The sequence below is a fragment of the Roseateles sp. GW821-FHT09H11 genome (genome assembly GCF_059415845.1).
Genome location: NZ_JBWKOA010000006.1, coordinates 224,450 through 250,049, shown reverse-complemented (window position 1 = coordinate 250,049; position 25,600 = coordinate 224,450). Strand labels below are relative to the sequence as shown.

Sequence of the window (25,600 nt, the reverse complement as noted above, 5' to 3'; positions counted from 1 at the left end):
ATTGGTGTGGTGCTCGATGTATCGCATCAAGGGAACCCGGGCCCCGTCTCCGCAGCTTAAGGAGGGAATTTGTCGGCCGGGGCGGCCGACAAAGGAGGGAGACGGAGGAGACGGGGCCCGGGTTCCCTTGATGTTGCTCAGCCGTGTGCCGGGTCTTGCCTGAAGAACCCGGCGAGGAGCCGATACAAGCGGGGCTGCTCCGCGAGCAACTCGCGAGGCGCGACGAAGAAGGCTTCGACGGCGACGGCGAAGAACTCTTCGGGGGCTTCCGCGCCGTAGGGATCGATGAGCGTCGCGACGCCCGCGTCGACCTGATCGCAGAACCAGTGCCACTCGGCTTCCATCGTCGCGCCCCACTGCAGCCGCAGCGCGGGATCGTCGATGGTCGGTGCGCCGTCGGGTTCGCCGTCGCGCATGTCGAGCACGTGCGCGAACTCGTGGATCACGACGTTGTAGACGGAGTCGTGGCCCTCGACGCGCTCGGTGGCCTCGGGCGCGATCTCGCTCCAGGCGAGCATCAGCGGCCCGCCTTCCATGGCTTCGCCGGCGAGCGTCTCGTCGTATTCGTGGACGACGCCGTCCTCGTCCATCGTCTCGCGCGCGGCGACGACCTCGCCCTCGTGCATCACGATGCCGACGAAGCCGTCGTACCACTCGAGCCCCAGGCGCAGCACCGGCAGGCAGGCCTGCGCGGCCACCGCCACCGCGACCTGATCGGTCACCTCGAAGCCGTTGACGCCGTGGAACTCCTTGGCCGCCAGGAAGAGCGAGCACAGCCGGCGCAGCTCGGTGCGGTCCGCATCGCTGCGGCGGGCGATGAAGGGGTACTGCGTGAGCGTGAGTTCCCACAGCGGGTCGGGAATCGCGAACTGATCGAGCAGCTTGCGCTCGCGGCGATCGCGCCAGCGTTGGAGCAGACCGCCGATCATGATGCGAGGGTGACCTCGATGGCCGATGTCATCGGGGCAATCCGGCGCAGGCCGTCGGCATCGAGGACGAAGACGTCGCCGCGACCGCTGCCAGCGCTGCCATGGTCGTAGTCCCAATCGGACAGCACGGCACGCGTGAGCCCGTTGCCGAGATTGTGCACCGCGGGCCGGTGCGTATGGCCGTGGATCAGCGTGTCGCAGCCCGAGGCGCGCAGCCACGCGCGCGCCGCGTCGTCATCGACATCCGCCCAGGTGGACGGATCGGACTGATGCATCCGGCTCCTCGCGCGCAGGTGGCGCGCCAACGCGCGCCGCGCGAAGAGCGGCATCGCGCGCAGCGCCGCCAGCACGTCGGGCCGGCGCACCGCCGCGCGGGCCTTCAGATAGCCGACGTCGCCCAGGCAGAGCTGATCGCCATGGCTCAGCAGCCACGAACGCCCGAACGCCTCCAGGCGTGTCGGATCGCCGAGCAGCCGCATGCCGGCATCTGCCGCCATCGCCTCGCCGAGCGCGAAGTCGCGGTTGCCATGCATGAAGAAGAGGGGTTTGCGCGAGGACACCTCGCGCAGCAGATCGAGCGCGAACTGCTCGAAAGTGCCGGCCTGCCAGCGCGCGTCGTCGCCGATCCAGGCCTCGAAGATGTCGCCGAGCAGGAAGACCGCGTCGGCCGGCGTTGCCGCCAGGTGCGCGCGGAACCGCGCCAGCGTCGCCGGCATGTCCGGCGACAGGTGCAGGTCGGAGAGCAGGTCGATCCGCCGCCAGCCGCCCGCCGCCCGCAGCGGTACCAGGGGCACCACCGCACGGGGCAGCGGCAAGGCGACGGACCCGGGACTCACTCGACCGCGACGGCGCGCTCGATGATCACCGGATCGACCGGCACATCGTCGTGGAAGCCCGAGCGGCTGGTCTTGACCTTCTCGATCTTGTCCACGATGTCCTGGCCGCCGACGACCTTGCCGAACACCGCGTAGCCCCAGCCCGACGGGCTTTCGCTCTTGAAGTTCAGGAAGTCGTTGTCGACCGTGTTGATGAAGAACTGGGCGCTGGCCGAGTGCGGCGCGTTCGTGCGCGCCATCGCCAGCGTGTACTTGTCGTTCTTCAGGCCGTTGTTGGCCTCGTTCTGGATCGGGGCGTCGGTCGGCTTCTGCTTCATGCCTTCCTCGAAGCCGCCGCCCTGGGCCATGAAGCCCTTGATGACGCGGTGGAAGATCGTGCCGTCGTAGTGGCCCTTGGCCACGTAGGCCAGGAAGTTCTCGACGCTCTTGGGGGCCTTCGCGTCATCCAGCTCCACGGTGATCAGACCATGGTTGGTGTGCAGTTCGACTTTCTTGCTCATGTCGTCAACTCCTTATTTCTCGACGGTGGCCTTGTTGATGAGGACGGGGGTGTTGGGCAGGTTCTGGAACGCCGGGTTCTTCGGCGACGGCGCGGTCGGCACCGCGCGGATCTTGTCGACGACGTCCATGCCCTCGGTGACATAACCGAACACGGCGTAGCCGCGGCCATCGGACGCGTAGCCCGGGTCCAGTCCCGGGTTGTCCACGGTGTTGATGAAGAACTGCGAGGTCGCCGAGTTCGGGTCGTTCGTGCGCGCCATCGCGATCGAGCCGCGGATGTTCATCAGGCCGTTGCCGGCCTCCAGCGGGATCGGCGCGCGCGTCGGGCGCTGCTTCAGGTCGGGCGTGTAGCCGCCGGTCTGGATCATGAAGTCGCCGATGACGCGATGGAAGATCACGCCGTTGTAGTGGCCGGCCTTCACGTAGGCGAGGAAGTTGGCGACCGACTTCGGCGCCTTCTCCGCGTCCAGCTTGATCGTGATGTCGCCGGCGGTGGTGCTCAGCTTGACGACCTGGGCCTGGGCGAACGAGGCCGCGAGGCCCAGCACGGCGGCGCCGGCGGCGAGCAGGAGTTTGGATGTCCGCATGGTCCTGATGTCTGTGTGGGGAACGGTGGAAGGGGCGGTGTTTGACGACGCGCCGTCGGCGCGCCGCCCGCGATCATCGCGCCTGGACGCCCTTGGCGTTGTTGAACGCTGTGACGCGTTGCAACTTGACCTTCAGCGCGGTGTCGTCGCCGAGCGCCTGCTTCAGTGCGCGTTCGTAGGACTGCTGGGCCAGGCGCATCAGCACGTCGCCCATGTTCTCCTGCGCCTGCGCGTGGTCGGGCTGCAGGTCCAGGGCGCGGGTCAGCGCCTGGCGGGCCGCCTCGTACTCGCCGCGCGCGGCGTGGATGACGGCCAGGTTGTTGTACGGATCGGCGAGGTCGGGGAAGTCCTCGGTCAGGCCGGTGAAGAGCGCGCGGGCGCGCTCGAGCTGCTGCTGCTCGAGCAGCATCGTGCCCAACGCGAAGCGCAGGCGCGGGTCGTCGGGCGTGGCTTTCAGGCCGGTCTCGGCGGTCTGGATCGCCTGGTCGCGTTTGCCGGCGGCCCACAGGGCCTGCGCGTCGTCGAGCGTCGCGGCATGCGTCAGGGTCGCGCCGGTCAGCGCCAGGGCGACGCAGCAGAAGCGGATCAGGGCGGGAAGTCTTGACGGAAGTCTTGGCATGGGGTCGGGCCGCTATACTGCCGGGCATTCTAGAGCGAGCTTTCGTCTCCCGCTCGCCTCCCGGCCGGCTCTCCGGCCCACCCGCACCGCACCGTCCGAACTGTCGATTGCGCCGCCCCTCGCGACCCGTCGCCAGCGCGGCGCGAGCCCCGTATGTCTTCCTTGCGCATCTACAACACGCTGGACCGCCAGCTCCAGGACTTCCAACCGATCGAGCCGGGCAAGGTCCGCATGTACGTCTGCGGCATCACGGTCTACGACCTGTGCCACATGGGCCATGCGCGCATGAACATCGCGTTCGACGTCGTCTACCGGTGGCTACAGGCCAGCGGGTTCGACGTCACGTACGTGCGCAACATCACCGACATCGACGACAAGATCATCCGTCGCGCGCTCGAACGCGGCATCACGATCGGCCAGCTCACCAGCGACACGATCGCCGCGATGCATCGCGACTTCGACGCGCTGGGCATCGCCAAGCCGACGCATGAGCCGCGCGCCACCGAGTACGTCCCGCAGATGCTGGACATCATCGGCAGGCTCGAGACCAAGGGCCTGGCCTACCAGGCCGACGGCGGCGGCGACGTGAACTACGCGGTGCGCAAGTTCGACGGCTACGGCAAGCTCAGCGGCAAGTCCTCGGACCAGCTGCGCGCCGGCGAACGCGTCGCGGTCGACGACGGCAAGCGCGATCCGCTGGACTTCGTGCTGTGGAAGTCGGCCAAGGCCGACGAGCCCGTCGAGGCCAAGTGGGCCAGCCCCTGGGGCGAAGGCCGCCCGGGCTGGCACATCGAGTGCTCGGCCATGAGCTGCGCGCTGCTGGGCGAGCGCTTCGACATCCACGGCGGCGGCATGGACCTGCAGTTCCCGCACCACGAGAACGAGATCGCACAGAGCGAAGGCGCCTTCGGCCACTTCGTCAATTACTGGCTGCACAACGGCTTCCTGAACATCGACGGCGAGAAGATGTCCAAGAGCCTGGGCAACTTCTTCACCATCCAGGAAGTGCTGGAGAAGTTCGACGGCGAGTCGATCCGCTTCTTCATGTTGCGCACGCAGTACCGCAGCCCGTTCAACTTCAGCGATGTCAGCCTGGACGATGCGCGCACCGCGCTGCGCCGGCTGTACACGGCGCTGGACGCGGTCGCGCCGGCGGACGTGACCATCGATTGGACGCAAGGTCCGGCGGTGGCGTTCAAGGCCGCGATGGACGACGACTTCAATACGCCGGGCGCGTTGGCCGTGCTGTTCGAACTGGCCAATCAGGTCAACCGCGACCGGTCCGCGCAGGACGCCGGTCTGCTGAAGGCGCTGGGCGGCGTGCTGGGCGTGCTGCAGCAGGCGCCGAAGACCTTCCTGCAAGCCGGCGCGGGCCTGGACGAGGCCGCGATCGACGCGCAGATCGCCGCTCGCGCCGCCGCCAAGGCGGGCCGCGATTTCGCCGAGGCCGACCGCATCCGCAAGGCGCTCGCCGAACAAGGCATCGAGCTGAAGGATTCCCCGACCGGCACGACCTGGGTTCGCGCATCGAAGGTTGGAGAGCAGGCCTGATGGCGCGTGTGGCGACCGCCGGGGTGACCCCGGACTATTGGGACGAAGCCTGCAGACATCTGGTCAAGCGTGACCGGGTGATGAAGAAGCTGATCCCGCAATTCGGCGAGGCGCGGCTGCAGAGCCGCGGCGACGCGTTCACGACGCTGGCGCGTTCCATCGTCGGCCAGCAGATCTCGGTGAAGGCGGCGCAGAGCGTGTGGGACAAGTTCGCCGAGCTGACCTCGGGGCCGTCCAACCGCATCAAGCCGACCGAGGTGCTGAGCCTCGACAAGACCGCGCTGCGCGCTGTCGGGCTGTCGGTGCGCAAGGTCGAGTACCTCAGCGACCTGGCCCAGCATTTCGAAACCGGTCAGGTCCATGTGCGTCAATGGGCGCAGATGGAAGACGAAGCCATCATCGACGAGCTGGTCGCGATCCGCGGCATCGGCCGCTGGACGGCGGAGATGTTCCTGATCTTCCATCTGATGCGGCCGAACGTGCTGCCGCTGGACGACCTGGGACTGCTGAAAGGCATCAGCCAGCATTACTTCAGCGACGAACCCGTGTCGCGCGCGGAGGCCCGAGAGCTGGGCGAGGGCTGGGCCCCGTATCGCTCGGTGGCCACATGGTACATTTGGCGGAGCCTCGATCCGCTACCCGTGGATTACTGAGAATGAGCAAGAAACACTTCCTCGAATTCGAGCAGCCGATCGCCGAGCTCGAAACCAAGATCGACGAGCTCCGCTACGTGCAGAGCGAGTCCGCGGTGGACATCTCGGAAGAGATCGACCGCCTCGGCAAGAAGAGCCTGCAGCTCACGAAGGACATCTATTCGAATGTCCTGCCGTGGCAGGTCTATCAGGTCGCGCGCCATCCGCAACGTCCGCAGACGCTGGACTACTGTGCGGAGGTCTTCACCGAGTTCGAAGAGCTGCATGGCGACCGCCACTTCGCGGATGACGCCGCGATCGTCGGCGGTCTCGCGCGCTTCAACGGCCAGGCCTGCATGGTCATCGGCCATCAGCGCGGTTCCGACGCGAAGGAGCGCACGCTGCGCAACTTCGGCATGCCGCGCCCCGAGGGTTACCGCAAGGCGCTGCGCCTGCTGAAGCTGGCCGAGAAGTTCGGCCTGCCGGTGTTCACGTTCATCGACACGATGGGCGCGTACCCGGGCATCGGCGCGGAAGAGCGCAGCCAGTCCGAAGCGATCGGCCGCAACATCTTCGAGATGGCGCAGCTGGAAGTGCCCATCATCGCGACCGTGATCGGCGAGGGCGGCTCCGGCGGCGCGCTGGCGATCGGCGTGGCCGACCAGGTGCTGATGCTGCAGTTCTCGGCCTATTCGGTGATCTCGCCGGAAGGTTGCGCGTCGATCCTGTGGAAGACGGCGGCGCGTGCCCCCGAGGCCGCCGAGGCGCTGGGCATCACCGCGCACCGCCTGAAGGCGCTGGGCCTGATCGACAAGATCGTCAGCGAGCCGGTCGGTGGCGCGCATCGCGATCCGAAGCAGATGGCGTCCAACCTGAAGCGCGCGCTCGGCGATGCGCTCCGCCAGGTCTCCGACCTGAAGACCAAGGAACTGCTGGACCGCCGCTACGAGCGTCTGCAGGCCTATGGTCGATTCGGCGACACCAAGAGCCGCTGATCTGCGCTCCGACGCCGGCGTCGACGCCGGTGCTGCTGCCGGCGACCAGCCCGGTGCTCAAGCCGGCTCCGACGAAGCCTCCCGCCGCGTGATTGCGGTCGCCACCAGCGGCGGCCGCGATTCGACGGCGCTCCTCCACGCCACCGCCGTTGCCGCTCGTCCGCTCGGGCTGCACGTGGTGGCGTTGCACATCCATCATGGGTTGAGCGATCACGCCGACGCGTGGCTGACGCATCTGCAGGCGCAAATCGAGGGCTGGGCGGCTGAAGGCCTGCCCGTGTCGCTCGTGCATGAGCGATTGGACGGCGCGCCCGGACCCGGCGACAGCATCGAGGCTTGGGCTCGTGCCGGCAGACATCAGGCGTTGCAACGCCTGACCCTCGCGGCCGGCGCCGATCTGTTGCTGCTGGCTCATCATCGGCGCGATCAGGCGGAGACCTTCCTGCTGCAGGCCATGCGCGGCGCCGGTGTGGCCGGGCTGTCCGCCATGCCGCGCACGCAGTGGCGCGATGGCGTCTGCTGGGCTCGCCCGTGGCTGGATCGTCGGCGCGAATCCATCGAGGCCTATGTCGCCGAACATGGCTTGCGCTTCATCGAAGACGACAGCAACGGCGACGCGCGTTTCGCCCGCAACCGGCTTCGCCTGCAGGCATGGCCCGCGCTGACCGCGGAGGCTCCCGGCGCGGAAGCCGCGCTGGCGCAGGCCGCCGCATGGGCGCAGGAAGCGGCGGAACTCCAGCGCGAGATCGCCGAGGAGGACCTGGCCCGCTGGTCCGATGGCGACGGCTTGTCGCAGGCCATGCTGGGCACGCTCAGTTCGGCGCGCGCGTCCAACGCATTGCGCGCCTGGCTGCATCGCGCGACAGGACGGACAGCACCCGCGACCCTGATTCGTCGCCTGATGGCGGAGGCGCCGGCCGCAACCGTGGCGCGCTGGCCCTTGGGCGACGTCGAGCTGCATCTCTATCGCGGCAGGTTCTTCGTGCAAGCGCCACCGCGTGTCCGAAGTCCTGCTCGAGCGGAGGCACTCCCCGCATCGCTGCTGGGACTCGGGGTCACCGCCGCCGTGGCCGACACGACGATGCGCATCGACCTCACCCGGCCCGGGCGCCACCCGGTGGCGGCGTGGGGCGGCGCATTCGATGTCGAACCCGTGACCACGGGGGGTGTTTCGCTTTCTGCGCTCAGCAATGTCGAGTTGCGCCCGCGCGAAGGCGGCGAGCAGTTCCAGGCGCATGCGAAGGGCCTGGCCCGCTCGCTCAGGAAGTGCTGGCAGACCGCCGGAATCCCCGCTGTCCAGAGGGAAGGGCCGCTGATCTACGTCGATGGCGCGTTGCTCTTCGCGCCCGGTCTGGGCATCGACGCGCGCTGGATCGCGCCGGCCGATGAAGCACAAATGGCACTGCGCTGGGTGCCCGAGGCATGCGGATCCCGCATGGACAGCGACGTTGCGGGCAAGGGCGGGTCTTAGAATCGCCGATCCACCCGCAGCAGGCCTCTGACACTCCCATGGCATTGATCGTTCACAAGTACGGCGGCACCTCGATGGGGTCGACCGACCGCATCCGCAACGTGGCCAAGCGCGTCGCCAAATGGGCGCGGGCGGGTCACCAGATGGTGGTGGTCCCCTCGGCGATGAGCGGCGAGACCAACCGCCTGCTCGGCCTGGCCAAGGAGCTGTCGCCGGGCAGCTCGTCGCCGTCGCTGATGCGCGAACTCGACATGATCGCCTCCACCGGCGAGCAGGTCTCCGTCGGCCTCCTGGCGATCGCGCTGCAGGCCGAGGGCATGGACGCCGTCAGCTACACCGGCTGGCAGGTCGGCGTGTCGACCGACAACTCGTACACCAAGGCCCGCATCGAGAGCATCGACGACGCCAAGGTCAAGGCTGACCTCGACGCCGGCCGCGTCGTCGTCATCACCGGCTTCCAGGGCGTGGACGAGGACCGCAACATCACGACGCTGGGCCGCGGCGGCTCGGACACGTCGGCGGTGGCGATCGCCGCGGCGATCAAGGCCGACGAGTGCCTGATCTACACCGACGTCGACGGCGTCTACACGACCGATCCGCGCGTCGTCCCGGAAGCGCGCCGCATGAGCACCATCAGCTTCGAGGAGATGCTGGAGATGGCCTCGCTCGGCTCCAAGGTGCTGCAGATCCGCTCGGTGGAATTCGCCGGCAAGTACCGCGTCCCGATGCGCGTGCTGAGCAGCTTCACGCCCTGGGACATCGACATCGACGAAGAAGCCAAGTCCGGCACCCTGATCACTTTTGAAGAGGACGAACAAATGGAACAAGCCGTCGTCTCCGGCATTGCATTCAACCGCGACGAGGCCAAGGTGACGCTGCTGGGCGTGCCGGACAAGCCCGGCATCGCGTTCCAGATCCTGGGCCCGGTGGCCGACGCCAACATCGACGTCGACGTGATCATCCAGAACGTGTCGCAGGACGGGAAGACCGACTTCTCGTTCACCGTGCACCGCAACGACTACCAGCGCGCGATGGAGCTGCTGGAGAAGGTCGTGGGACCGGCGGTGCAGGCCGCCAAGGTGACCGGCGACCAGCGCATCTGCAAGGTCTCGATCGTGGGCATCGGCATGCGCTCGCACGTGGGCGTGGCGTCGAAGATGTTCCGCTCCTTGTCGGAAGAGGGCATCAACATCCAGATGATCACGACCAGCGAGATCAAGACCTCCGTCGTCATCGACGAGAAGTACATGGAGCTGGCTGTGCGCGCCTTGCATCGCGCGTTCGATCTGGATCAGGACATCGAGGCCTGATGAAGGAATGACGCCTGCGTTTCACTTGAGCGCGCGAGAAGCCATGCTATAGTCGCTGCTTCTCCGGTTGGAGACGTGACCGAGTGGCCGAAGGTGCTCCCCTGCTAAGGGAGTATGTGGGCAAAACCTGCATCGAGGGTTCGAATCCCTCCGTCTCCGCCAACCAGATGTGAAACCCCCGCAGCGCAAGTTGCGGGGGTTTTTGCATTCCGGGGTGACTGAATGCATTCCAGACTACTGCAGTGGGTCAGGAAAACTTTCAGCGGTCTTGGGGCGATGTGTCCTAAAGTCATCGCATGTACACGCCCAAGCATTTCGACCTGCCGGACCTGTCGCATGCGCGGCTGATGATCCAGGAACATCCGCTGTCGACGCTGATGCTGATCGATCCGACACACGGTCTGTCGGCGACGCCGGTGCCGATGATCTGGGGTGCGCCGACCGATCCCGCCGACGGCGAAGGCTGGTGGCTCGAAGGCCACCTGGCGCGCGCGAACCCGCATGTGGCCGCGCTGAAGTCGCCGGAGCTGGGCGAAGTGCTCGTGCAGTTCAACGGTCCCGGCGCCTACATCTCGCCGAGCCACTACGACACGCCGCTGTCGGTGCCGACGTGGAACTACCTGACCCTGCAGGTCCATGGCCGCGTGCAGATCATCGACGAGGAGCACGCGAAGGACGCGCTGCTCAAGCGCCTCATCGCGACGCAGGAACCCGACTACGCCGCGACGTGGCGCGGTCTGCCGGAAGACTTCCAACGCAAGATGCTGGGCGCGATCGTCGGCTTCCGCGTGCCGGTCGAGCGCTGGACGATGAAGGCCAAGATCAGCCAGAACCGCAGCGCCGCCGAGCGCGAGCGCATCCTGGCTCATCAGGAGCACCACGGCTCGCTGGAGGAGCAGATCCTGGCAAGATGGGTGCGCGAACTCGCGCCGCGTTGACGCCCGGCGGCAGACGCCGGAGTGCCTGGCCGTCATCGAATCCTCAGCGTGCTGTCACGATTGAATCCGGATACTTTCGTGATGCTTCATTTCGCTCGACTCATTGCGGCGGCGCTGTTCTTGATGGCGCTCATGCCGGCGCCATCGCAGGCCAGCCAACTCTCCCGGTCGATCGTCTGCACCGCGATCGACATGACCCAGGCGAGCGATCCCGTGAAGAAAGCGGTGGTCGGACGATCGTGCGTCTACGATGGCTCGCCCGATGCGCTCGAGTTCTACCATTTCGCAGCCCGGCGAGAGGGTCAGGTCTGCATCACTCGCGTGATCATGGCCATGCGTGACGCGAAGACGGGCCATTGGACTGACCACGACCGGATGTCGGTCGATTACATGGCCGTCGCCGGCGACGGCTGCCCCGAGCCGGGCAGCGACGCTTACGTGTCGGCAATGGGCCTGACGCCCGCGGAGTTTGCGGTGGTGTATCCCAAAGCGGCTGCGATGCTGAACGAGAAGGTCCTGGGGAAGGATCTCTTCTTCTGCCGGGGGCAACCCAAAACGCCGTCGACGATCGGCGACCTCTCGAAGATTCCCGCGATGCTCGGAAGTCCGACCCACTTCGGCGTGTACGTGCGATCGAGCTGCGTCGACAACCAGTCCATCGGCGCGCTGACCTTCGAGGGCGAGATCGACCGCCTGAAGTTTCTCGGCTACCAGCCGTACTTCTGAACGATGACGGTTCGGACGGTTCTGGGAGTCGACGGTCGGCTGGCATTGGGCCGATCGATGGCGGCGGGATTTCCTCGCTTCGCAGACGAGACCTGTAGAGCGCTCGATCGCCTCGGCTTGCAGTCGCACCGCCTGCTGCCCTTCCACCTAGCCACATCGGACGGGGACCCGCAAGCCGACATCGACCTCGCCATCGACGCCGCCTTCCGCCGCGAGGCTTTCGGCTGGATCGGCATCTACAACCCGACGACGGGTGAGGGAGCCACCTCGCGCAGTCCGCTGATCGATGCGGTCCGGAACGGCGCCACGAGCCTGCTGATCGACGGCAAGGAGCGCATCCTTGCCGCCCCCTGCGTGATCTCGGGCAGCGTGCCGATCGGTCCCGCGGAGCAACGCTGGCGCTCGACGCATTCCTGGGACGACTACCGGGAACGCGTGATGAAGCCGCAGCGCCTGCGGATGGCCGCCTCCTTTGTCGCGACGGCCTTGCCGAACCTGCTTCCGCCTCCGCTCGAGACGGCGGTTCAAGGCCGCGGCATGATGAAGCTGGTGGGCGAATTGGCCGTCGCGCTGATGCCGGAGATATCCGCCCGCATGACGCCCCGCTGGGATGCGAAAGAGTGTCTGGTATCGCTCTCGATCCCGTTAGACACGGGCGTCCTTTGCCTGCTGGCGCAGCCGAAGCTCTTGTTCGGGGACCAGTGGACGCTGAACGTCAAGATCCTGATCGGCACGGGTCGTTCGGTCGAGAGCGAAGCGCTTTTCCGCATCGTGGCCGACGCCTACGAGATCCTCGAACTGCGCCTGGAGCACGGCGTCGGCCTGTACCGGCAAGGGCTGGGTCGCGACGCGTTCATCGAGGCGCTGAGCTACTACATGACCGTGCTGGAAGTGTGCGGCGTGGCGTGCGTGAGCCTGGCGCAGCCGTTGGCTGAAATCCTCACGGGGTCGCCAACGTCGAGCTAGTCAAGAATTGGTTCGAGTCGCTTCTGTCCAGCCACCTTTCTGGACTGGCAATCGTTCTTGGGGTCAGGTCTTGCCAATTTGCGCCCGGTCTGCCATCTAGGACTTCCCCGAACACGCCCAGCAACTTTGGGTCAGTGATCTTCGAGACGCGTCCTCCTAACGTTGCGCTCTGCAACAACGCAAGGAGATGGTGACGTGACAGAGGAAGAAAACAAGGATTGGGCGCGGCGAGAGGCATGGAGATTTCTCTTGCGCTTTGCCGGGAGCTTCTTCGTCGCGTTCATGCTGAAGCTCGCAGGGTTCGGTGAAAGGATTCCGAACTATGTGGTCACGATGGGCGCGGTCTTTTGTGTCATTCCGCTCGTTGACTTGTTGTATCGCGAGTGGCGGCATTGCCGTTATGAGGCTCATCGGCCATCCGGCTCGAAGGGCGATCAAATCAATGGAGAGAATGATGTTTGAAGTGCTGACTGAAGAAGAGATTGACTGTGTGTCCGGTGGCATGGGCAATGGCGGTGGCGGCCCGATGAAGGTGTCTCCGCTGGACAAGGGGTCCGGTCACAGTTCATGTACCGACGGCGTTTTCAGCGGAATGATCGGAGGCTTGGTGGCCGGTCTTTCGATGGCAAACCCGCTCATCTTTGCGGGGACCTTCGGGGGGCTCACGCTTGCCGGGGCCGTGGGCGGCGGCTGCTTCCGCAGGCAGCCCGCCATGATCCTTGCTCATTGATCCGTCAACCGCTGCCGTGAACTGAAACAACGGTGGCCAAAAACGAAGGCCCGCTGCAAGCGGGCCTTCTCTTTGTTGGGCGAGGCGGCGTTGGAGCCGCCCTCGATCACATGCTCACATAGTTCGGCCCGCCGCCGCCTTCCGGCGTGACCCAGACGATGTTCTGCGTCGGGTCCTTGATGTCGCAGGTCTTGCAGTGCACGCAGTTCTGCGCGTTGATCTGCAGCCGCTCGACGTTGTCATCCGTCTTCACGAACTCGTAGACACCGGCCGGGCAGTAGCGGGCCTCGGGGCCGGCGTACTTCGCCAGGTTGACCTGCACGGGAATGCTGTTGTCCTTCAGCGTCAGGTGGGCCGGCTGGTTCTCCTCATGGTTCGTGTTGGACACGAACACCGACGACAACCGGTCGAAGGTCAGCTTGCCGTCCGGCTTCGGGTACTCGATCTTCGGCATCTCCGACGCGGGGCGCAGGAAGACGTGATCGGGCTTGTCGCGATGCAGCGTCCACGGCGGGCTCTTGATGCCCAGCTTGGGCAGCAGCCACTGCTCGATGCCCGTCATCAGCGCGCCGACGGTCGTGCCCTTCTTGAACCAGGTCTTGAAGTTGCGCGATTGATCCAGCTCCTCGCGCAGCCAGCTCTTCTCGAAGGCGGCCGGGTAGGCGCTCAGCTCGTCGAACGAGCGGCCCGCGGCCAGCGCCTCGGCGATGGCATCGGCGCACATCATTCCGGACTTGATCGCGGCATGGCTGCCCTTGATGCGCGCCGCGTTCAGGTAGCCGGCGTCATCGCCGACCAGCGCGCCGCCCGGGAAGACCTGCTTGGGCAGGCTCAGCAGACCGCCTGCGGTGATCGCGCGCGCGCCGTAACCCAGGCGCTTGCCGCCCTCGATGTGCTTGCGGATCGCGGGGTGCGTCTTCCAGCGCTGCATCTCCTCGAAGGGCGACAGCCACGGGTTCTGGTAGTCGAGGCCGACCACGAAGCCCAGCGTCACCTTGTTGCCCTCGAGGTGGTACAGGAAGCCGCCGCCGTAGGTCGAGTTGTCCATCGGCCAGCCGGCCGTGTGCACCACCAGGCCGGGCTGCGCCTTGTCGGCCGGCACTTCCCACAGCTCCTTGATGCCGATGCCGTAGGTCTGCGGATCCTTGCCCGCGTCGAGCTGGAACTTCGCGATCAGCTGCTTGCCCAGGTGGCCGCGCGCGCCTTCCGCGAAGACCGTGTACTTGCCGTGCAGCTCCATGCCGAGCTGGAAGCCTTCATGCGGCTTGCCGTCCTTGCCGAGGCCGACGTTGCCCGTCGAGACGCCCTTGACCCGGCCCTGCTCGTCGTAGACGACCTCGGCGGCGGCGAAGCCGGCGAAGATCTCCACGCCCAGCGCCTCGGCCTGCTGCGCCAGCCACTTCGTGACGTTGCCCAGCGAGATGACGTAGTTGCCGTGGTTGTGGAAGCAGCGGGGGATCAGCGCCTGCGGCGTGTCGGTGTGGCCGGACTCGCTCAGGAACAGCACCTGGTCGCCGGTGACCGGCTGGCCCAGCGGCGCGCCAAGTTCCTTCCAGTTGGGGAACAGCTCGGTGATCGCGCGCGGGTCCATGACCGCGCCGGACAGGATGTGCGCGCCGGCCTCCGAGCCCTTCTCGAGCACCACCACCGAGATCTCCTGGCCCTTCTCCGCGGCGATCTGCTTGAGCCGGATCGCCGTCGCCAGGCCGGCGGGACCGCCGCCGACGACGACCACGTCGTAGTCCATGCTGTCGCGCGGACCGTACTGGGCGATGAGTTCTTCGGAGGTCATGGTCATCCTTGCTCGTTCTAGTCGGAGTCCTGGCCGTGCACGCGCGGATCGGCGGGGGCCGGCTCGCTGTCTGGCTGGGGCGGTTTGCGGCGCATTCTAGCCGCGTGAAGGGAAAAAAGAACGGTCGTGCTTTTTATGAAATAGAGAGGGGTGTCGATAGCGCGACCTGCATGCGGGCCGACCCGAATGGGGCTCCTGTGCCAGGGGCACGCGCCGTACCATGCCTGCGAAGCGATTCATCTTCCAAGCCTTCGAACCGAGGACCCTCATGAGCATTCACGTTCAACGCGACAAGACCGGCCCGATGCGCCAGACGGTGAGCATCCGCAAGCACGTGCTGACGGCGGACCAGCCGGTCGAAGGTGGCGGCGAGGACGCCGGCCCCGATGCGCACGAGCTCTACGACGCCGCGCTGGCTTCGTGCAAGGCGCTGACGGTGCTCTGGTACGCGCGGCGCAAAGGCATGGCGCTGGAGGATGTGCTGGTGGACGTGGAGAGCGACCGCTCGCAGGAGCGGCAAGGCCTCTACAAGCTGAAGGCGTCGCTGACCTTCGTGGGCACCCTGAGTGACGAGGAACGCCAGCAGCTGCTGGCGGTGGCGGACAAGTGTCCGGTGCACAAGCTGATGACGCAGGTGAAGACGGAGATCGAAACCGTGATGGCCGGTTGATGGCCTGCTGAGGCCCGGGATCATCATCGGGGCGGGTCTTGCGTGCTATCGTGATCGGCACCTGTCCGGTCACACGAGAAGTTTTGCGAGAGACCTTGCCATGAGCTACAGCATCGATCTGGAGGGCCGCGTGGCCCTCGTCACGGGCGCGTCCAGCGGATTGGGCGCGCAGTTCGCCAGGACCCTGGCGAAGTCGGGCGCCTGCGTGGTGCTGGCGGCCAGACGCGTGGACCGCCTGAAGGACCTGCGCGCGGAGATCGAGGCCGGCGGCGGCGACGCGCATGTGGTGCAGATGGACGTCACCGACCTGGAGAGCATCGCCGCGGCGGTGGCGCGGGCGGAGACGGAGGTCGGCACGCTGGACATCCTGATCAACAACTCCGGCGTGAGCACGACGCAGCGGCTGGTCGACGTGTCGCCGGAGGACTTCGACTTCGTGATGGACACGAACGTGCGCGGCGCGTTCTTCGTCGCGCAGGAAGTGGGCAAGCGCATGCTGGCGCGGGCGCGCGGCGCGGCGCCTGGCACGTACACGGGCGGGCGCATCGTCAACATCGCGTCGATGGCGGGGCTGCGCGTGCTGTCGCAGATCGGCGTCTATGCGATGAGCAAGGCGGCGGTCATCCACATGACCAAGGCGATGGCGCTGGAGTGGGGCAAGTTCGACATCAACGTCAACGCCATCTGCCCCGGCTACATCGACACGGAGATCAACCACCACCACTGGCAGACCGACCAGGGCCGCAAGCTGGTGGAGCTGCTGCCGCGCAAGCGCGTGGGCACGCCGCAGGACCTGGACACGACGCTGCTGATGCTGTGCGCGAAGGAAAGCCGCTTCATCAACGGCGCGGTCATCCAGGCGGACGACGGATTCGGAGTTTGAGGAAAGAAACGAGTCGATGGCTGTGAGAGAACTGAGCGCGCTGGAAGCGCGCGTGCTGGCGGTGCTGGTGGAGAAGGAGTCCACGGTGCCGGACAGCTACCCGATGTCGCTGAACAGCCTGACCTTGGGCGTGAACCAGAAGACCGCGCGCGATCCGGTGATGAACGCGAGCGAGTCCGACGTGGCCGCGGTGCTGGACGAGTTGAAGGCGATGAGCCTGGTCAACACGGTGAGCGGCAGCCGCGTGGCGCGTTTCGAGCACAACATGAAGCGGGTGCTGGGCGTGCCGGGGCAGGCGGAAGCGCTGCTGACGGTACTGATCCTGCGCGGCCCGCAGACCTCGGCGGAACTGCGGCTGAACTGCGAGCGCATCCACCGCTTCGCGGACGTGTCGTCGGTGGAGGGATTCCTCGACGAACTCGCGGCGCGCGAGCCCGCGCTGGCGGTGAAGCTGGCGAAGGCGCCTGGCGCGCGAGAGGCGCGATGGGCGCATCTGCTGAGCGGCGAGCCGGCGGTGCCGGTGTACGTGGCGTCGGCGGCGTCGTCGAGCGCGAGTTCTTTCTCCAACAGCGCGCGCGATGAAGAGATCGCGGCGCTGCGCGCGGAGGTCGACCAACTGAAAGCGGTCGTGGCGAAGATTCAGGCAGAGCTCGGCATTTCCGACTGACTGCCGAGGCTGCTGGCCCTCACCCCCGCCCTCTCCCGCAAGCGGGAGAGGGAGTCCGATCGGCGCCGTTCTTTCTTACCCCCTCTCCCGCTTGCGGGAGAGGGCAGGGGTGAGGGCCGGGGTCTACGCACCCCGCCACACCGGCTTCCTGCGTTCCGTGAACGCCCCCACGCCTTCGCGGAAATCCGCGCTGCCGTAGCACTGCCGGATCAGGTCGTCGACGTCGGGCAGGTTGCTTGAGGTGATGCGGCGCAGGATCTCCTTGCTGACCGCTTGCGTCACCGGTGCGAGCGGGCTCAGCTTGTCGCAGAGCGCGTCGCGTGCGGCGTCCAGCTCGCTCGCGGCGCAGACCGCGTGCAGGTAGCCGCACGCCAGCGCTTCATCCGCCAGCAGCGACTCCGCCAGCAGCAGCATGCGCCGCACGCGCTGCTGTCCCCACGCCGCCTGCAGCCGCGCGATGTTGGCCGCAGACAGCGTGTTGCCCAAGGTCCGTGCGATGGGCACCGCGAACTTCGCTTCCGTCGTCGCGATACGGAAATCGCAAGCCGTGGCGATCGCCAGTCCACCACCCACGGCCCAGCCTTCGATCACCGCCACGGTCGGCATCGGCAGTTGCTCGACGAGCTGGACGCCGTGGTCGATGCGCTGCTCGTAGGCAACGCCGTCATCGCCGCCATCGGCTCCATGTCGGAACGCGAGAAACTGCGCGATGTCCGTGCCCGCGACGAAGGCCTGTCCGCCCGCGCCGCGGAACACGACGACGCGGATCTCGCGATCACGCGCGAGCGCCTCGCAATGCGCGGCAAGCTGCCCGTACATCTCCCACGTCATCGCGTTGCGCGCCTCGGGCCGGTCGAAGGTGATCGTCGCGATCACGCCGTCGCGGCTCAGGCGCACGGTGCCCGCGCTCGCGCCCTCGCTGGCCGCTGGGTTCGAGCCCTCGCTCATGGGCCTGCCTTCGCACGCTGTTCACCGAAGGCGCCGGCCTCGGCGAGCTTGCTCAACTCTGCCGCCTCGATGCCGTACTCCGCCAGCACCTCGTCGATGTGCTGCCCTAGCAGCGGCGGCGGATGCCGCACTTCCTGCGGCGTGCCCAGCAGCTTCACCGCGAAGCCGATGTTGGGCACGCTGCCTTCGATCGGATGATCGATCTCGATGCGCATCTGGCGGTGTTTGCCGTGCTCGCTGTTGAACGCCTGCGGATACGTCAGGATCGGACCCGCCGGAATGCCCGCGGCCAGCATCCGATCGATCCAGTGCTCGGTGGTGTCGGCGGCGAAGCTGCGCTCCAGCGACTCGATGAGTTCCTCGCGATTCGCGAGCCGCGCGGCCACGGAGCCGAAGCGTTCTTCCGCCAGCAGGTCGGGACGCTCCAGCAGCCCGCACAGCTTCTGCCACAGCTTCTGATTCGTCGCGCCCATGACGAAGTAGCCGTCCGAGGCCTTCACCGCCTGGTACGGCGCGCTCATGCGATTGGACGTGCCCAGCGGCGTCGGCTCGCGACCGGTGCCCCAGTACTCGCAGGTGTCCCAGACCGAGAACGCCAATGCCGAGTCGAACAGCGACGCGTCCACGTACTGCCCGCGCCCGCTGGCCTTCGCGCCGATGTAGGCCGACAGCGCGCCGTAGACCGCGAACAGCGCGCAGCCGATGTCGGCCACCGGCACGCCCGCCTTGACCGGCGGACCGCCCGGATAACCCGTCACGCTCATCACGCCGGACATCGCCTGCGCCATCAGGTCGAAGCCGGGCCGCTCCGACCACGGCCCCGACTGTCCGAAGCCCGAGATGCTCACGTACACCAGCGCCGGATTGATCTGGCTGAGCGTCTCGTAGTCCATGCCCAGCCGCTTCATCGCGCCCGGCCGATAGTTCTCGACGAGGATGTCCGCCTCCTTGGCCATGCGGTGCAGCACCTGCTTGCCGGCCTCGGACTTCAGGTCGAGCGTCACGCTGCGCTTGTTGCGATTCATGTTGAGGAAACCCATGCTGTCGGGCCCCTTCATCTTGAATCCCATCGCGCCGCGCGTCTGATCGCCTTCGGGCGGTTCGATCTTCACGACGTCGGCGCCGAGGTCGGCCAGCAGCATGCAGGCATACGGGCCGGCCATGACCTGGCTCACGTCGAGGACGCGCACGCCTTTGAGCGGCAACGGGCGGGTGGATGCGGTCGATGCGGTCATCGGTACTCCTTTCAGGCTTCGACGTGGACGTTTGCGTCCTTCACGACCTTGGCCCACTTCGTGCACTCGGCCTGGATGTAGGCGCCGAACTTCTCGCTGCTGCCGCCGGCGTCTTCCGCGCCGAATTCATCGAGCTTCGCCGCGATCTCGGGCAGCGCGAGCACCTTGTTCACGTCCTGGTTCATGCGCTGGACCATGTCGGCGGGCATGCCCTTGGGGCCGACCAGGCCGTACCACGATGCCGCGTCCAGGCCGGGACATCCCGACTCCGCCAGCGTGGGGACGTTGGGATAGCTCTTGGCGCGCTTGAGCCGGGTCTGCGCGATCGCGGTGACCTTGCCCTGCTTGATGAAGGGCGTGGCCGCGGTCATCGTGTCGAAGGCGAAGTCGATCTGGCCGCCCATCAGGTCGACCAGCAGCGCCGACGAGCCCTTGTAGGGCACGTGCGTGGCCTTGACCTTGGTCGCGAGCAGGAACATCTCGAGGGCCAGGTGTTGCGCCGAGCCGATGCCCGACGAGCCGAACGAGACCTGGCCCGGCTTGCTCCGGCAGAGCTCGACGATCTCCGGCACCGTGCGCACCTTCTGCGTGTCCACGCAGGTCAGCACGTTGGGCGTGACGCCGACCATGACGATGGGGGAGAAGTCGCGGCGCGGGTCGTACTTGACGTTGGGCATCAACGCCGGTGCGATGGCGTTGCTGTTGACGTGCGCCATCAGCAGCGTGGTGCCGTCCGCCGGCTGCTTGGACACGTAGTCCGCGGCGATGACGCCGGTCGCGCCGGGCTTGTTTTCGACGAGGACCTGCGTGCCCCACATCCCGGTGAGCTTCTGCGCGAGCACGCGTGCCAGCACGTCGGTGCCGCCGCCGGCGGCGAAGCCGACGATGATCCGCACGGGGGACGTCGGCAGCGGGGCCGCGCGCAGCAGCGAGGGGAGGGCGAGGGCGCCCATCCCGGCACAGAGGCCGGCGCGGGTGAAGGTTCTGCGGCGCATCGTTGTCTCCTGTCGTTCTCGTGAATTTCCGTGAGGACGACTATTGAGCAACGAGGGGCCTGCCGGCCATCGCTAATTCGGCGGATCTGGTTTCGCGAAATTCGTACGCGCGAAGACCTCGGCGACGCTGACCGCCGCGGGCGACAGGCTGTCGGCGGGGCGGCAGCAGAGGACGAACTGGCGATGCGCCCAGGGCTCGGGGATCGCCACGCGCAGGAAGTGCGCACCACCCGCGACGGTCTTCGCCACGGCCTTGGGCATCACGCCGACGCCGAGTCCCTGCGCGATCAGCGCCGCGATGCTGTCGAAGCCGCCGACGCGCATGCGCATGCGCAGCAGGCGGCCGGACTCGTTGGCCAGCCGCTCGAGCAGGGCGAAGATCGCGGAGCCTTCCCCCAGGCCGATGACGTCGCAGGACAGGATGTTGTCGAGCGTGGCGGGCGCGTGCGAGAACAGCGCATGACCGCGCGGCGCGACCAGCACGAGCTCATCGGTGCGATAGGGCATCGTCGGGAGATCGACGGCGCCCAGCGAGGATTCGAAGATGCCGATGTCGGCGGTGCCGCGCGTCAGCGCCTGCTGGACGTTGAGGCTGTTCATCTCCTGCAGGTCGATGCTCACGCCGGGACACGCGGCGGCGCAGCGCTCGATGTCGGCGGGGACGAACTGCAGCACGGCCGACTTCGGCGCGGCGAGCCGCACGACGCCCTGCGCACCGCCGACAAAGGACGCGGCGTCGTCCTGCATGCGCAGCACGGTGTGGGTGATGTTGCGCGCATGGGCCAGCATCGCGCGGCCCGCGTCGGTCAATGCCATGCCGTGGGGGCGACGCAGGAACAACGGCAGGCCGAATTGCGCTTCCAGCTCGGCGATGCGCCGCGAGGCGGCCGCCGGCGCGATGTGCAGTCGCTCCGCCGCACGCGTGACGCTCCCGAACTCCGCCGTGGCGATGAACAGGTGCACCGTCGTGAGATCGAAGTGCGGACGTGCGGGGAGCTTCAGCGTCATGACGACAGTTTCTTCCCGAGGCGATACATGAATTCCTGGAAGTCGTTCAGCGACCTCACCCGGATGTGCTCGTTGAGCCCGTGCACGCCGCTCGGCTCCACGCCGGAGAAGGTGCCGACGCCGTAGGTCCAGATGCCCGCATTGTTGAGGAAGCGGCCGTCGGTCGTCGCGACCAGCATCGTCGGGATCACCGGCACGCCGGGCCAGAACTCCGCAGCGGTGCTTTCCACCGCCTGGATCACGAGCGGCGACATCGGCGGCTGCGGCGAGGCCAGCGCCTCGTTGGTCGCGCGCACGGTGATGCGCTCGTCGGCCATCACCTTCACGAGCGTCTTCTGCACCTCCTTGGCCGACTGGCCCGGCAGGATGCGGCAATTCACCGTCGCACGGGCGCGCTGCGGCAGCGCATTCGTCGCATGACCGGCCTCGACCATCGTCGCCACGCAGGTTGTGCGCACGCTCGAGTTGTAGACCGGCGACTTCGCCCACAGGCGCTCCAGCGCCGCGGTGTCGGTCGGCCTCGCGAGCAGTCCGCGCAGGTCCGCCGCGATGTCCTTGTTGCCGTCGAGCTGGGCGACGCGCTCGAAGTAGGCGCGCGTCGTGTCGTTGAACTGGATGGGGAAGTCGAACTTCGACAGACGCGCGAGCCCTTCGGCGAGGCGGTAGATCGCATTGTCCCGCACGGGGACGGCGCTGTGGCCGCCGGGGTGCGTCACTTCGAGCGCATAGCCGACGAAGACCTTCTCGCCGATCTGCAGGCTGTACGAGACCGGCTGCTCGTTCTTGTCGAGCGTCCCGCCGCCGCCCTCGTTGAGCGCGAGCTCGGCGTCGATCAGCGCGCGGTGGTGCTTGAGCAGGTAGTCCAGGCCGTCCCACTTCGACGGGATGATCTCCTCGTCGCAGGTGAGCGCCATGATGATGTCGCGCTTCGGGACGAGTTTCTCTTCCTTGTAGCGGATGAGATTGCTCACATGCGTGGCGACCTGCGACTTGTCGTCGGAGGTACCGCGGCCGTAGTAGACGCCGTTCTCCTCGATCAGCTTGAAGGGATCGCGGGCCCAGTCCTCCCGCTTCGCTTCGACGACGTCGAGGTGCGCGACCAGCAGCAGCGGGCGCTTCTCGCCGTTGCCCTTCAGGCGCACGACGAGGTTGCCCTTCTTCGGCGCGTCGGGCGGGACGATGAGCTGCATGTCGCCGTCCGCATAGCCGGCCTGCTTGAGGCGCCGGGCCATCGCCTCGGCGGCGACGGTGCAACTGCCCGAGGAGTTCGTCGTGTTGGTCTCCACGAGCTCCTTGAAGATCTCGTGGAAGCGACGCAGCTCGCGCGGCGGCGTGGCGTCCGCGGCGAGCGCCTCGGCACGGGGAATCAGGATCGCGAGCGCGACGGCGAGCGTCGACCAGGCACGGGTCATGGGCGTCTCCCTTCGGTGGTGGCGCGCGAAGGATACGCCCGCGCCAAACCCGAAGACGCCCGGTCTTGTCAGTTGAAGATGCCGACCGCCAGCTCCGCCCACACGAGCAGGAAAGCGACCAGGATCGCGGCCCCGGCCCACCAGCGGCGACGCCGGTCGGCGGTGAGACGCACCGCCGCTTCGAACGCCCCGCAGGCCACGGCGAGCATGGCGCCGAACACGAGGAAGTCGGCCAGGTCCCAGCGGACTTCAGCGGTGACCTGCATGGCCGCCCAGGGCAGCACGAGCAGGATCAGGGCACCGCCCCAGAGGGCAATGCGCCACGACGGTGATCGAAGGGTGGGGTGGTTCATCGGCGGCTCCTCGGTGCGGAACGCACGGACTCGTGCGCGGTGGCGAGGAGCATGAAGGCTGGCGGTGAAGTGACCGTGAAGTCGCGACGTGACGGCGTCAGCAGTGACCGAGATGAGGCAAGGAAGACGGGGACGTTGGACGAGGTGTGGAAGTGATGCTCGGACCGTCCGTTGCGAGCGAGCGAAGCGCAAGCGGCGAGCGTCCACGGCCGCACAAAGAAACACGGGCCGCATGGCGGCCCGTGATCGGTGTAGGGGAAAAGGAGAGTGCAGCGGGTCTTAACCCAGCCTGCACCTCCAGTTCCTGGCTTTTTCGGTGGCGCGAGTCGAAGTTGACCTCGCGGCGTAAGGCTATTCTAGCCGGAGCAACTCAGCGACCAGCAACGCCCGCCATCGCATGCGAATCGACCAACGCCTGAACCCCGCGCTCCTCGGTATCAACGCTCGACAGCACCTGTTCCTCGGGGCATGGTTCAACCTGGTCCATGAGCACTCGCTCGATTCCTATCGCGTGCGCGCGATGAACCCACTGAACATCCTGCGTGAACTGCAACGCATGTTCGAGCCTCCCGCTGACGAGAACGACTGCAAGGTCGTGGCGGCGGAAGCGCTGGAGATATTGGACAAGCACCCGGTCATCGTCGCTCGGGCGGAGCACTATGCCGCTCTGGATGACACAGTCTCGTTGGTTGCCGAGGCCGCGGGCGCGAAGGAGGGCGGATTCAAGAAGAGCGCGCTGCTGCTGAAGTCTTTCATGAGGGAATTGCAATCCTCTCTGGAGCAACACTTCTTGCGAGATTGTTTTGAATGGATGGAGCAGGCGCTGGCTGAGAATCCAATCGGCGAGACGGTTGAGCACCGCGACGCCAGTCAGGCAAGCATCGACCGGGTCTGTCGCGACATCCTCAGTGTTGCCCACGATGAGGGATTCAGCCTTGAAAGTCTGTTCCACCTCTACCGCATCTTCGTGCTGGGCACTGAGCGAGGCTCTGCCGCAGAGGTCGATCCGGCGCAACTGCCGCTGATCAGCCAAGTCGAGGACCGCGGCGGTGCGGCGGTGCTCACCCCTTGGCCTGTGGCCTACGACTTCGCCGAGCGCTTTGCGCGTGTCAAGCGCGAGATTCTGATGGAACCTCAGGTGCGTCGGCTCTTCTTCGTCATCAATGGATGTACCAACGTGGCCTTCGACGTGTGCTGTGGGGACTTCGGGACCATCACCATCTCACGTATCCCGCCGGAACTCCCGGAGCAGTCATCACCCGCGGCGAAAAACTTGTTCTCGTCGCGGCCACGTCGATTGTTCGCGACTGCGATCGTGAGGAGCAAGGATGGTCGCTCGGCGGGGCTGGACGCCTACCGACAGATTGGCCAGATTCTGGATTTGATGCGCTTCGAATACGACACACCTCAGATCCAGGCCGAAACGCGCTTTCTTCTTCAGGACGAAGAGAAGTTTCGCCTGCTCCAACTGCCTCAATTGATTCCGAATCCGGAGGCTGAGCCGCCCACCAGGAGCTTGCAGGAATTCGTGGACCACCTGGGCGGCCTGGCAGCGCGGGATCCTTCTCAGACTGAAACCAGGGATCGGATCTTCTCCGCCTTCCGGCTGTATCGACTCGGCACCGGTACCAGCATGTTCGACAACAAACTGGTGAACTGGTGGACCGGCGTTGAGTACCTCACCAGCGGCACCAAGACTGCCGGAGGCATTGGCGACAAGGTGAAAAATGCTTTGGCTCCCACTTTGGCGTTGACCTATCTGCCCAAGCATCTGGCAACGTTTCGCACGGCACTGGCTGCCCTGGATGTCGCGGTGATGAGCGGCGGAGGGCGCGTCCAGGTGACGGACTGCTCCAACGCTGCGCTTTACGCGGCCCTGAAGGATCCGACGCAGCGGCCGGCGCTGGAGGCCAGTTGCGCGCAGCAGCCCTACCTGTGGAAGCATCTGTCGGCGTTCATGGACAGCTTGGAATCGCCCACCAGGACGGCTGCGATGCTTCGTGCGCATGACCGTCGCGTCCGATGGCAGATCGAGCGCATCTACCGGGCACGCTGCGATATCGTGCATGCGGCCCGGCAAGTTGTCATGGCGAGTCTGCTGTGCGCCAACCTGGAGTACTACCTTCGCATGACGTTGAAGTCGATGCTGAAGGTCTTCGCTGGCGTGCCGACCTTGACGGGACTAGCGGAATTCTTTGAACGTCAGCGGCACCGGTTCGAGCAGGTCTTGTTGGCACTTGAACCGGCAGATAAGCGGGTGACGGGAAACGACGCGTCGCTTGTCGCTTTGCTGGACTGACGATATGTCGTCTTCCACGACAGCGGTCATGGAATGTAACCGGCGCTCAATGCCGATGCGTGCTCTTCCGCTCGCAGCGCACGCAACTGAACCAGGGATGACCACATGCGATTCGAACTCCCCGACGCCAAGAAGCTCGTCCATGAAACCCGCATCCAGATCCGCTGGGGCGATATGGACGCGATGGGCCATGTGAACAACACGGTCTACTTCCGCTACCTGGAGATCGTGCGCGTCGAATGGCTAGCCAGCCTCGGCCATCCGCCGAGCCCGGACGGCCAGGGCCCGGTCATCGTCAACGCGTTCTGCAACTTCCATCGGCAGCTCGCCTATCCGGGCGAGATCCTGGCGAAGCACTACGTCTCGAATCCGGGGCGCTCCAGCTTCGACACGTGGATCACACTGGAGCGCCTCGACGAGCCCGGCGTCATCTACGCCTCGGGCGGCGCCACGACCGTGTGGCAGGACGCCACCATCCAGAGGTCCGTGCCGTTGCCGGACTGGCTGCGGCAGCATCTGGAGTGATGGCGACCGCGGATGGTTGACG

Annotated in this window: 27 protein-coding genes and 1 tRNA gene; 16 read left to right on the top strand and 12 right to left on the bottom strand. The window is 66.5% G+C overall.

Translation table 11 applies throughout. The annotated features are described in order from the left end of the window. Positions 1 to 137 precede the first annotated feature (137 nt). From AC07PR_RS20635 to AC07PR_RS20615, 5 genes are all read right to left on the bottom strand, one after another. On the bottom strand, positions 138 to 929 hold the full coding sequence (locus AC07PR_RS20635; RefSeq protein ID WP_483105607.1) for a M90 family metallopeptidase: 792 nt from the start codon (positions 927 to 929) through the stop codon (positions 138 to 140). Further along, complete coding sequence (locus AC07PR_RS20630; RefSeq protein WP_495136415.1) at positions 926 to 1,744, bottom strand: UDP-2,3-diacylglucosamine diphosphatase; 819 nt, start codon at positions 1,742 to 1,744, stop codon at positions 926 to 928. Before AC07PR_RS20630 ends, AC07PR_RS20635 begins: the two co-directional genes overlap by 4 nt. Positions 1,745 to 1,761: 17 nt before the next feature. Further along, positions 1,762 to 2,265: a peptidylprolyl isomerase gene (locus tag AC07PR_RS20625; RefSeq protein WP_431102432.1), complete on the bottom strand. Its 504-nt coding sequence runs from the start codon at positions 2,263 to 2,265 to the stop codon at positions 1,762 to 1,764. Positions 2,266 to 2,277: 12 nt separating this feature from the next. Next, positions 2,278 to 2,853 carry a peptidylprolyl isomerase gene (locus AC07PR_RS20620; RefSeq protein WP_377156415.1) on the bottom strand — a complete coding sequence of 192 codons (576 nt, stop codon included), beginning with the start codon at positions 2,851 to 2,853 and terminating at the stop codon, positions 2,278 to 2,280. 73 nt (positions 2,854 to 2,926) lie between these two features. Continuing rightward, positions 2,927 to 3,472, bottom strand: a complete 546-nt coding sequence (locus AC07PR_RS20615) for a tetratricopeptide repeat protein (protein ID WP_377156414.1) — start codon at positions 3,470 to 3,472, stop codon at positions 2,927 to 2,929. Between the two features lie 153 nt (positions 3,473 to 3,625). Here AC07PR_RS20615 and cysS point away from each other — a divergent pair, with 153 nt between their 5' ends. From cysS to AC07PR_RS20560, 11 genes are all read left to right on the top strand, one after another. Further along, positions 3,626 to 5,023, top strand: a complete 1,398-nt coding sequence (cysS, locus tag AC07PR_RS20610; RefSeq protein WP_495136414.1) for a cysteine--tRNA ligase — start codon at positions 3,626 to 3,628, stop codon at positions 5,021 to 5,023. After that, positions 5,023 to 5,676, top strand: a complete 654-nt coding sequence (locus AC07PR_RS20605; protein ID WP_377156412.1) for a DNA-3-methyladenine glycosylase family protein — start codon at positions 5,023 to 5,025, stop codon at positions 5,674 to 5,676. The genes cysS and AC07PR_RS20605 overlap by 1 nt, the downstream gene beginning before the upstream one ends. Before the next feature lie 2 nt (positions 5,677 to 5,678). Next, positions 5,679 to 6,650, top strand: coding sequence for an acetyl-CoA carboxylase carboxyltransferase subunit alpha (locus AC07PR_RS20600; RefSeq protein WP_483105610.1), 972 nt, complete (start codon positions 5,679 to 5,681; stop codon positions 6,648 to 6,650). Continuing rightward, entirely contained in the window at positions 6,619 to 8,121 is a 1,503-nt protein-coding gene (gene tilS / locus AC07PR_RS20595; protein WP_495136413.1) for a tRNA lysidine(34) synthetase TilS, read from the top strand. The genes AC07PR_RS20600 and tilS overlap by 32 nt, the downstream gene beginning before the upstream one ends. Before the next feature lie 38 nt (positions 8,122 to 8,159). Next, positions 8,160 to 9,431: an aspartate kinase gene (locus tag AC07PR_RS20590; RefSeq protein ID WP_067269429.1), complete on the top strand. Its 1,272-nt coding sequence runs from the start codon at positions 8,160 to 8,162 to the stop codon at positions 9,429 to 9,431. A gap of 69 nt (positions 9,432 to 9,500) precedes the next feature. Continuing rightward, positions 9,501 to 9,593: transfer RNA gene (locus tag AC07PR_RS20585), tRNA-Ser, on the top strand. 134 nt (positions 9,594 to 9,727) lie between these two features. Then, entirely contained in the window at positions 9,728 to 10,369 is a 642-nt protein-coding gene (locus AC07PR_RS20580; protein ID WP_495136412.1) for an FMN-binding negative transcriptional regulator, read from the top strand. A gap of 48 nt (positions 10,370 to 10,417) precedes the next feature. Next, positions 10,418 to 11,095: a hypothetical protein gene (locus AC07PR_RS20575; protein ID WP_495136411.1), complete on the top strand. Its 678-nt coding sequence runs from the start codon at positions 10,418 to 10,420 to the stop codon at positions 11,093 to 11,095. A gap of 3 nt (positions 11,096 to 11,098) precedes the next feature. Then, positions 11,099 to 12,061, top strand: coding sequence for a hypothetical protein (locus AC07PR_RS20570; RefSeq protein WP_495136410.1), 963 nt, complete (start codon positions 11,099 to 11,101; stop codon positions 12,059 to 12,061). Between the two features lie 195 nt (positions 12,062 to 12,256). Continuing rightward, on the top strand, positions 12,257 to 12,523 hold the full coding sequence (locus AC07PR_RS20565) for a hypothetical protein (protein WP_495136409.1): 267 nt from the start codon (positions 12,257 to 12,259) through the stop codon (positions 12,521 to 12,523). Continuing rightward, complete coding sequence (locus AC07PR_RS20560) at positions 12,516 to 12,791, top strand: hypothetical protein (RefSeq protein ID WP_377156400.1); 276 nt, start codon at positions 12,516 to 12,518, stop codon at positions 12,789 to 12,791. The genes AC07PR_RS20565 and AC07PR_RS20560 overlap by 8 nt, the downstream gene beginning before the upstream one ends. Positions 12,792 to 12,897: 106 nt before the next feature. On the opposite strand, the gene AC07PR_RS20555 is transcribed toward AC07PR_RS20560, so the two are convergent. After that, positions 12,898 to 14,583, bottom strand: coding sequence for an electron transfer flavoprotein-ubiquinone oxidoreductase (locus AC07PR_RS20555; RefSeq protein ID WP_495136408.1), 1,686 nt, complete (start codon positions 14,581 to 14,583; stop codon positions 12,898 to 12,900). 268 nt (positions 14,584 to 14,851) lie between these two features. Here AC07PR_RS20555 and AC07PR_RS20550 point away from each other — a divergent pair, with 268 nt between their 5' ends. The 3 genes from AC07PR_RS20550 (at position 14,852) to AC07PR_RS20540 (ending at position 16,803) form a co-directional block, all read left to right on the top strand. Continuing rightward, the gene (locus tag AC07PR_RS20550) at positions 14,852 to 15,253 is read left to right on the top strand and encodes an OsmC family protein (protein WP_431102441.1); all 402 of its coding nucleotides are present in this window, start codon (positions 14,852 to 14,854) and stop codon (positions 15,251 to 15,253) included. A 100-nt stretch (positions 15,254 to 15,353) separates the two neighbouring features. After that, on the top strand, positions 15,354 to 16,136 hold the full coding sequence (locus tag AC07PR_RS20545) for an SDR family oxidoreductase (RefSeq protein WP_297525207.1): 783 nt from the start codon (positions 15,354 to 15,356) through the stop codon (positions 16,134 to 16,136). Positions 16,137 to 16,152: 16 nt separating this feature from the next. Then, entirely contained in the window at positions 16,153 to 16,803 is a 651-nt protein-coding gene (locus tag AC07PR_RS20540) for a YceH family protein (protein WP_495136407.1), read from the top strand. 123 nt (positions 16,804 to 16,926) lie between these two features. Here AC07PR_RS20540 and AC07PR_RS20535 read toward each other — a convergent pair whose 3' ends face one another. The 6 genes from AC07PR_RS20535 to AC07PR_RS20510 form a co-directional block, all read right to left on the bottom strand. Further along, the gene (locus AC07PR_RS20535; protein WP_495136406.1) at positions 16,927 to 17,751 is read right to left on the bottom strand and encodes an enoyl-CoA hydratase/isomerase family protein; all 825 of its coding nucleotides are present in this window, start codon (positions 17,749 to 17,751) and stop codon (positions 16,927 to 16,929) included. Further along, a complete protein-coding gene (locus AC07PR_RS20530) occupies positions 17,748 to 18,986 on the bottom strand; it encodes a CaiB/BaiF CoA transferase family protein (RefSeq protein WP_483105619.1) in 1,239 nt (412 codons plus the stop codon). Before AC07PR_RS20530 ends, AC07PR_RS20535 begins: the two co-directional genes overlap by 4 nt. Positions 18,987 to 18,997: 11 nt before the next feature. Beyond that, a complete protein-coding gene (locus tag AC07PR_RS20525; RefSeq protein ID WP_495136405.1) occupies positions 18,998 to 19,981 on the bottom strand; it encodes a Bug family tripartite tricarboxylate transporter substrate binding protein in 984 nt (327 codons plus the stop codon). A gap of 72 nt (positions 19,982 to 20,053) precedes the next feature. Next, positions 20,054 to 20,989: a LysR family transcriptional regulator gene (locus tag AC07PR_RS20520; protein ID WP_495136404.1), complete on the bottom strand. Its 936-nt coding sequence runs from the start codon at positions 20,987 to 20,989 to the stop codon at positions 20,054 to 20,056. After that, complete coding sequence (locus AC07PR_RS20515; RefSeq protein WP_495136403.1) at positions 20,986 to 22,401, bottom strand: M20/M25/M40 family metallo-hydrolase; 1,416 nt, start codon at positions 22,399 to 22,401, stop codon at positions 20,986 to 20,988. The genes AC07PR_RS20520 and AC07PR_RS20515 overlap by 4 nt, the downstream gene beginning before the upstream one ends. A gap of 68 nt (positions 22,402 to 22,469) precedes the next feature. Beyond that, complete coding sequence (locus tag AC07PR_RS20510; protein WP_495136402.1) at positions 22,470 to 22,754, bottom strand: hypothetical protein; 285 nt, start codon at positions 22,752 to 22,754, stop codon at positions 22,470 to 22,472. Between the two features lie 397 nt (positions 22,755 to 23,151). Between AC07PR_RS20510 and AC07PR_RS20505 the strand changes: the two genes are divergently transcribed. Next, positions 23,152 to 25,053, top strand: a complete 1,902-nt coding sequence (locus tag AC07PR_RS20505) for a hypothetical protein (RefSeq protein WP_495136401.1) — start codon at positions 23,152 to 23,154, stop codon at positions 25,051 to 25,053. Between the two features lie 105 nt (positions 25,054 to 25,158). Further along, positions 25,159 to 25,578 (top strand): acyl-CoA thioesterase, encoded by a 420-nt coding sequence (locus AC07PR_RS20500; protein WP_431102450.1) that lies wholly within the window; start codon positions 25,159 to 25,161, stop codon positions 25,576 to 25,578. The last annotated feature ends 22 nt before the right edge of the window (positions 25,579 to 25,600 follow it).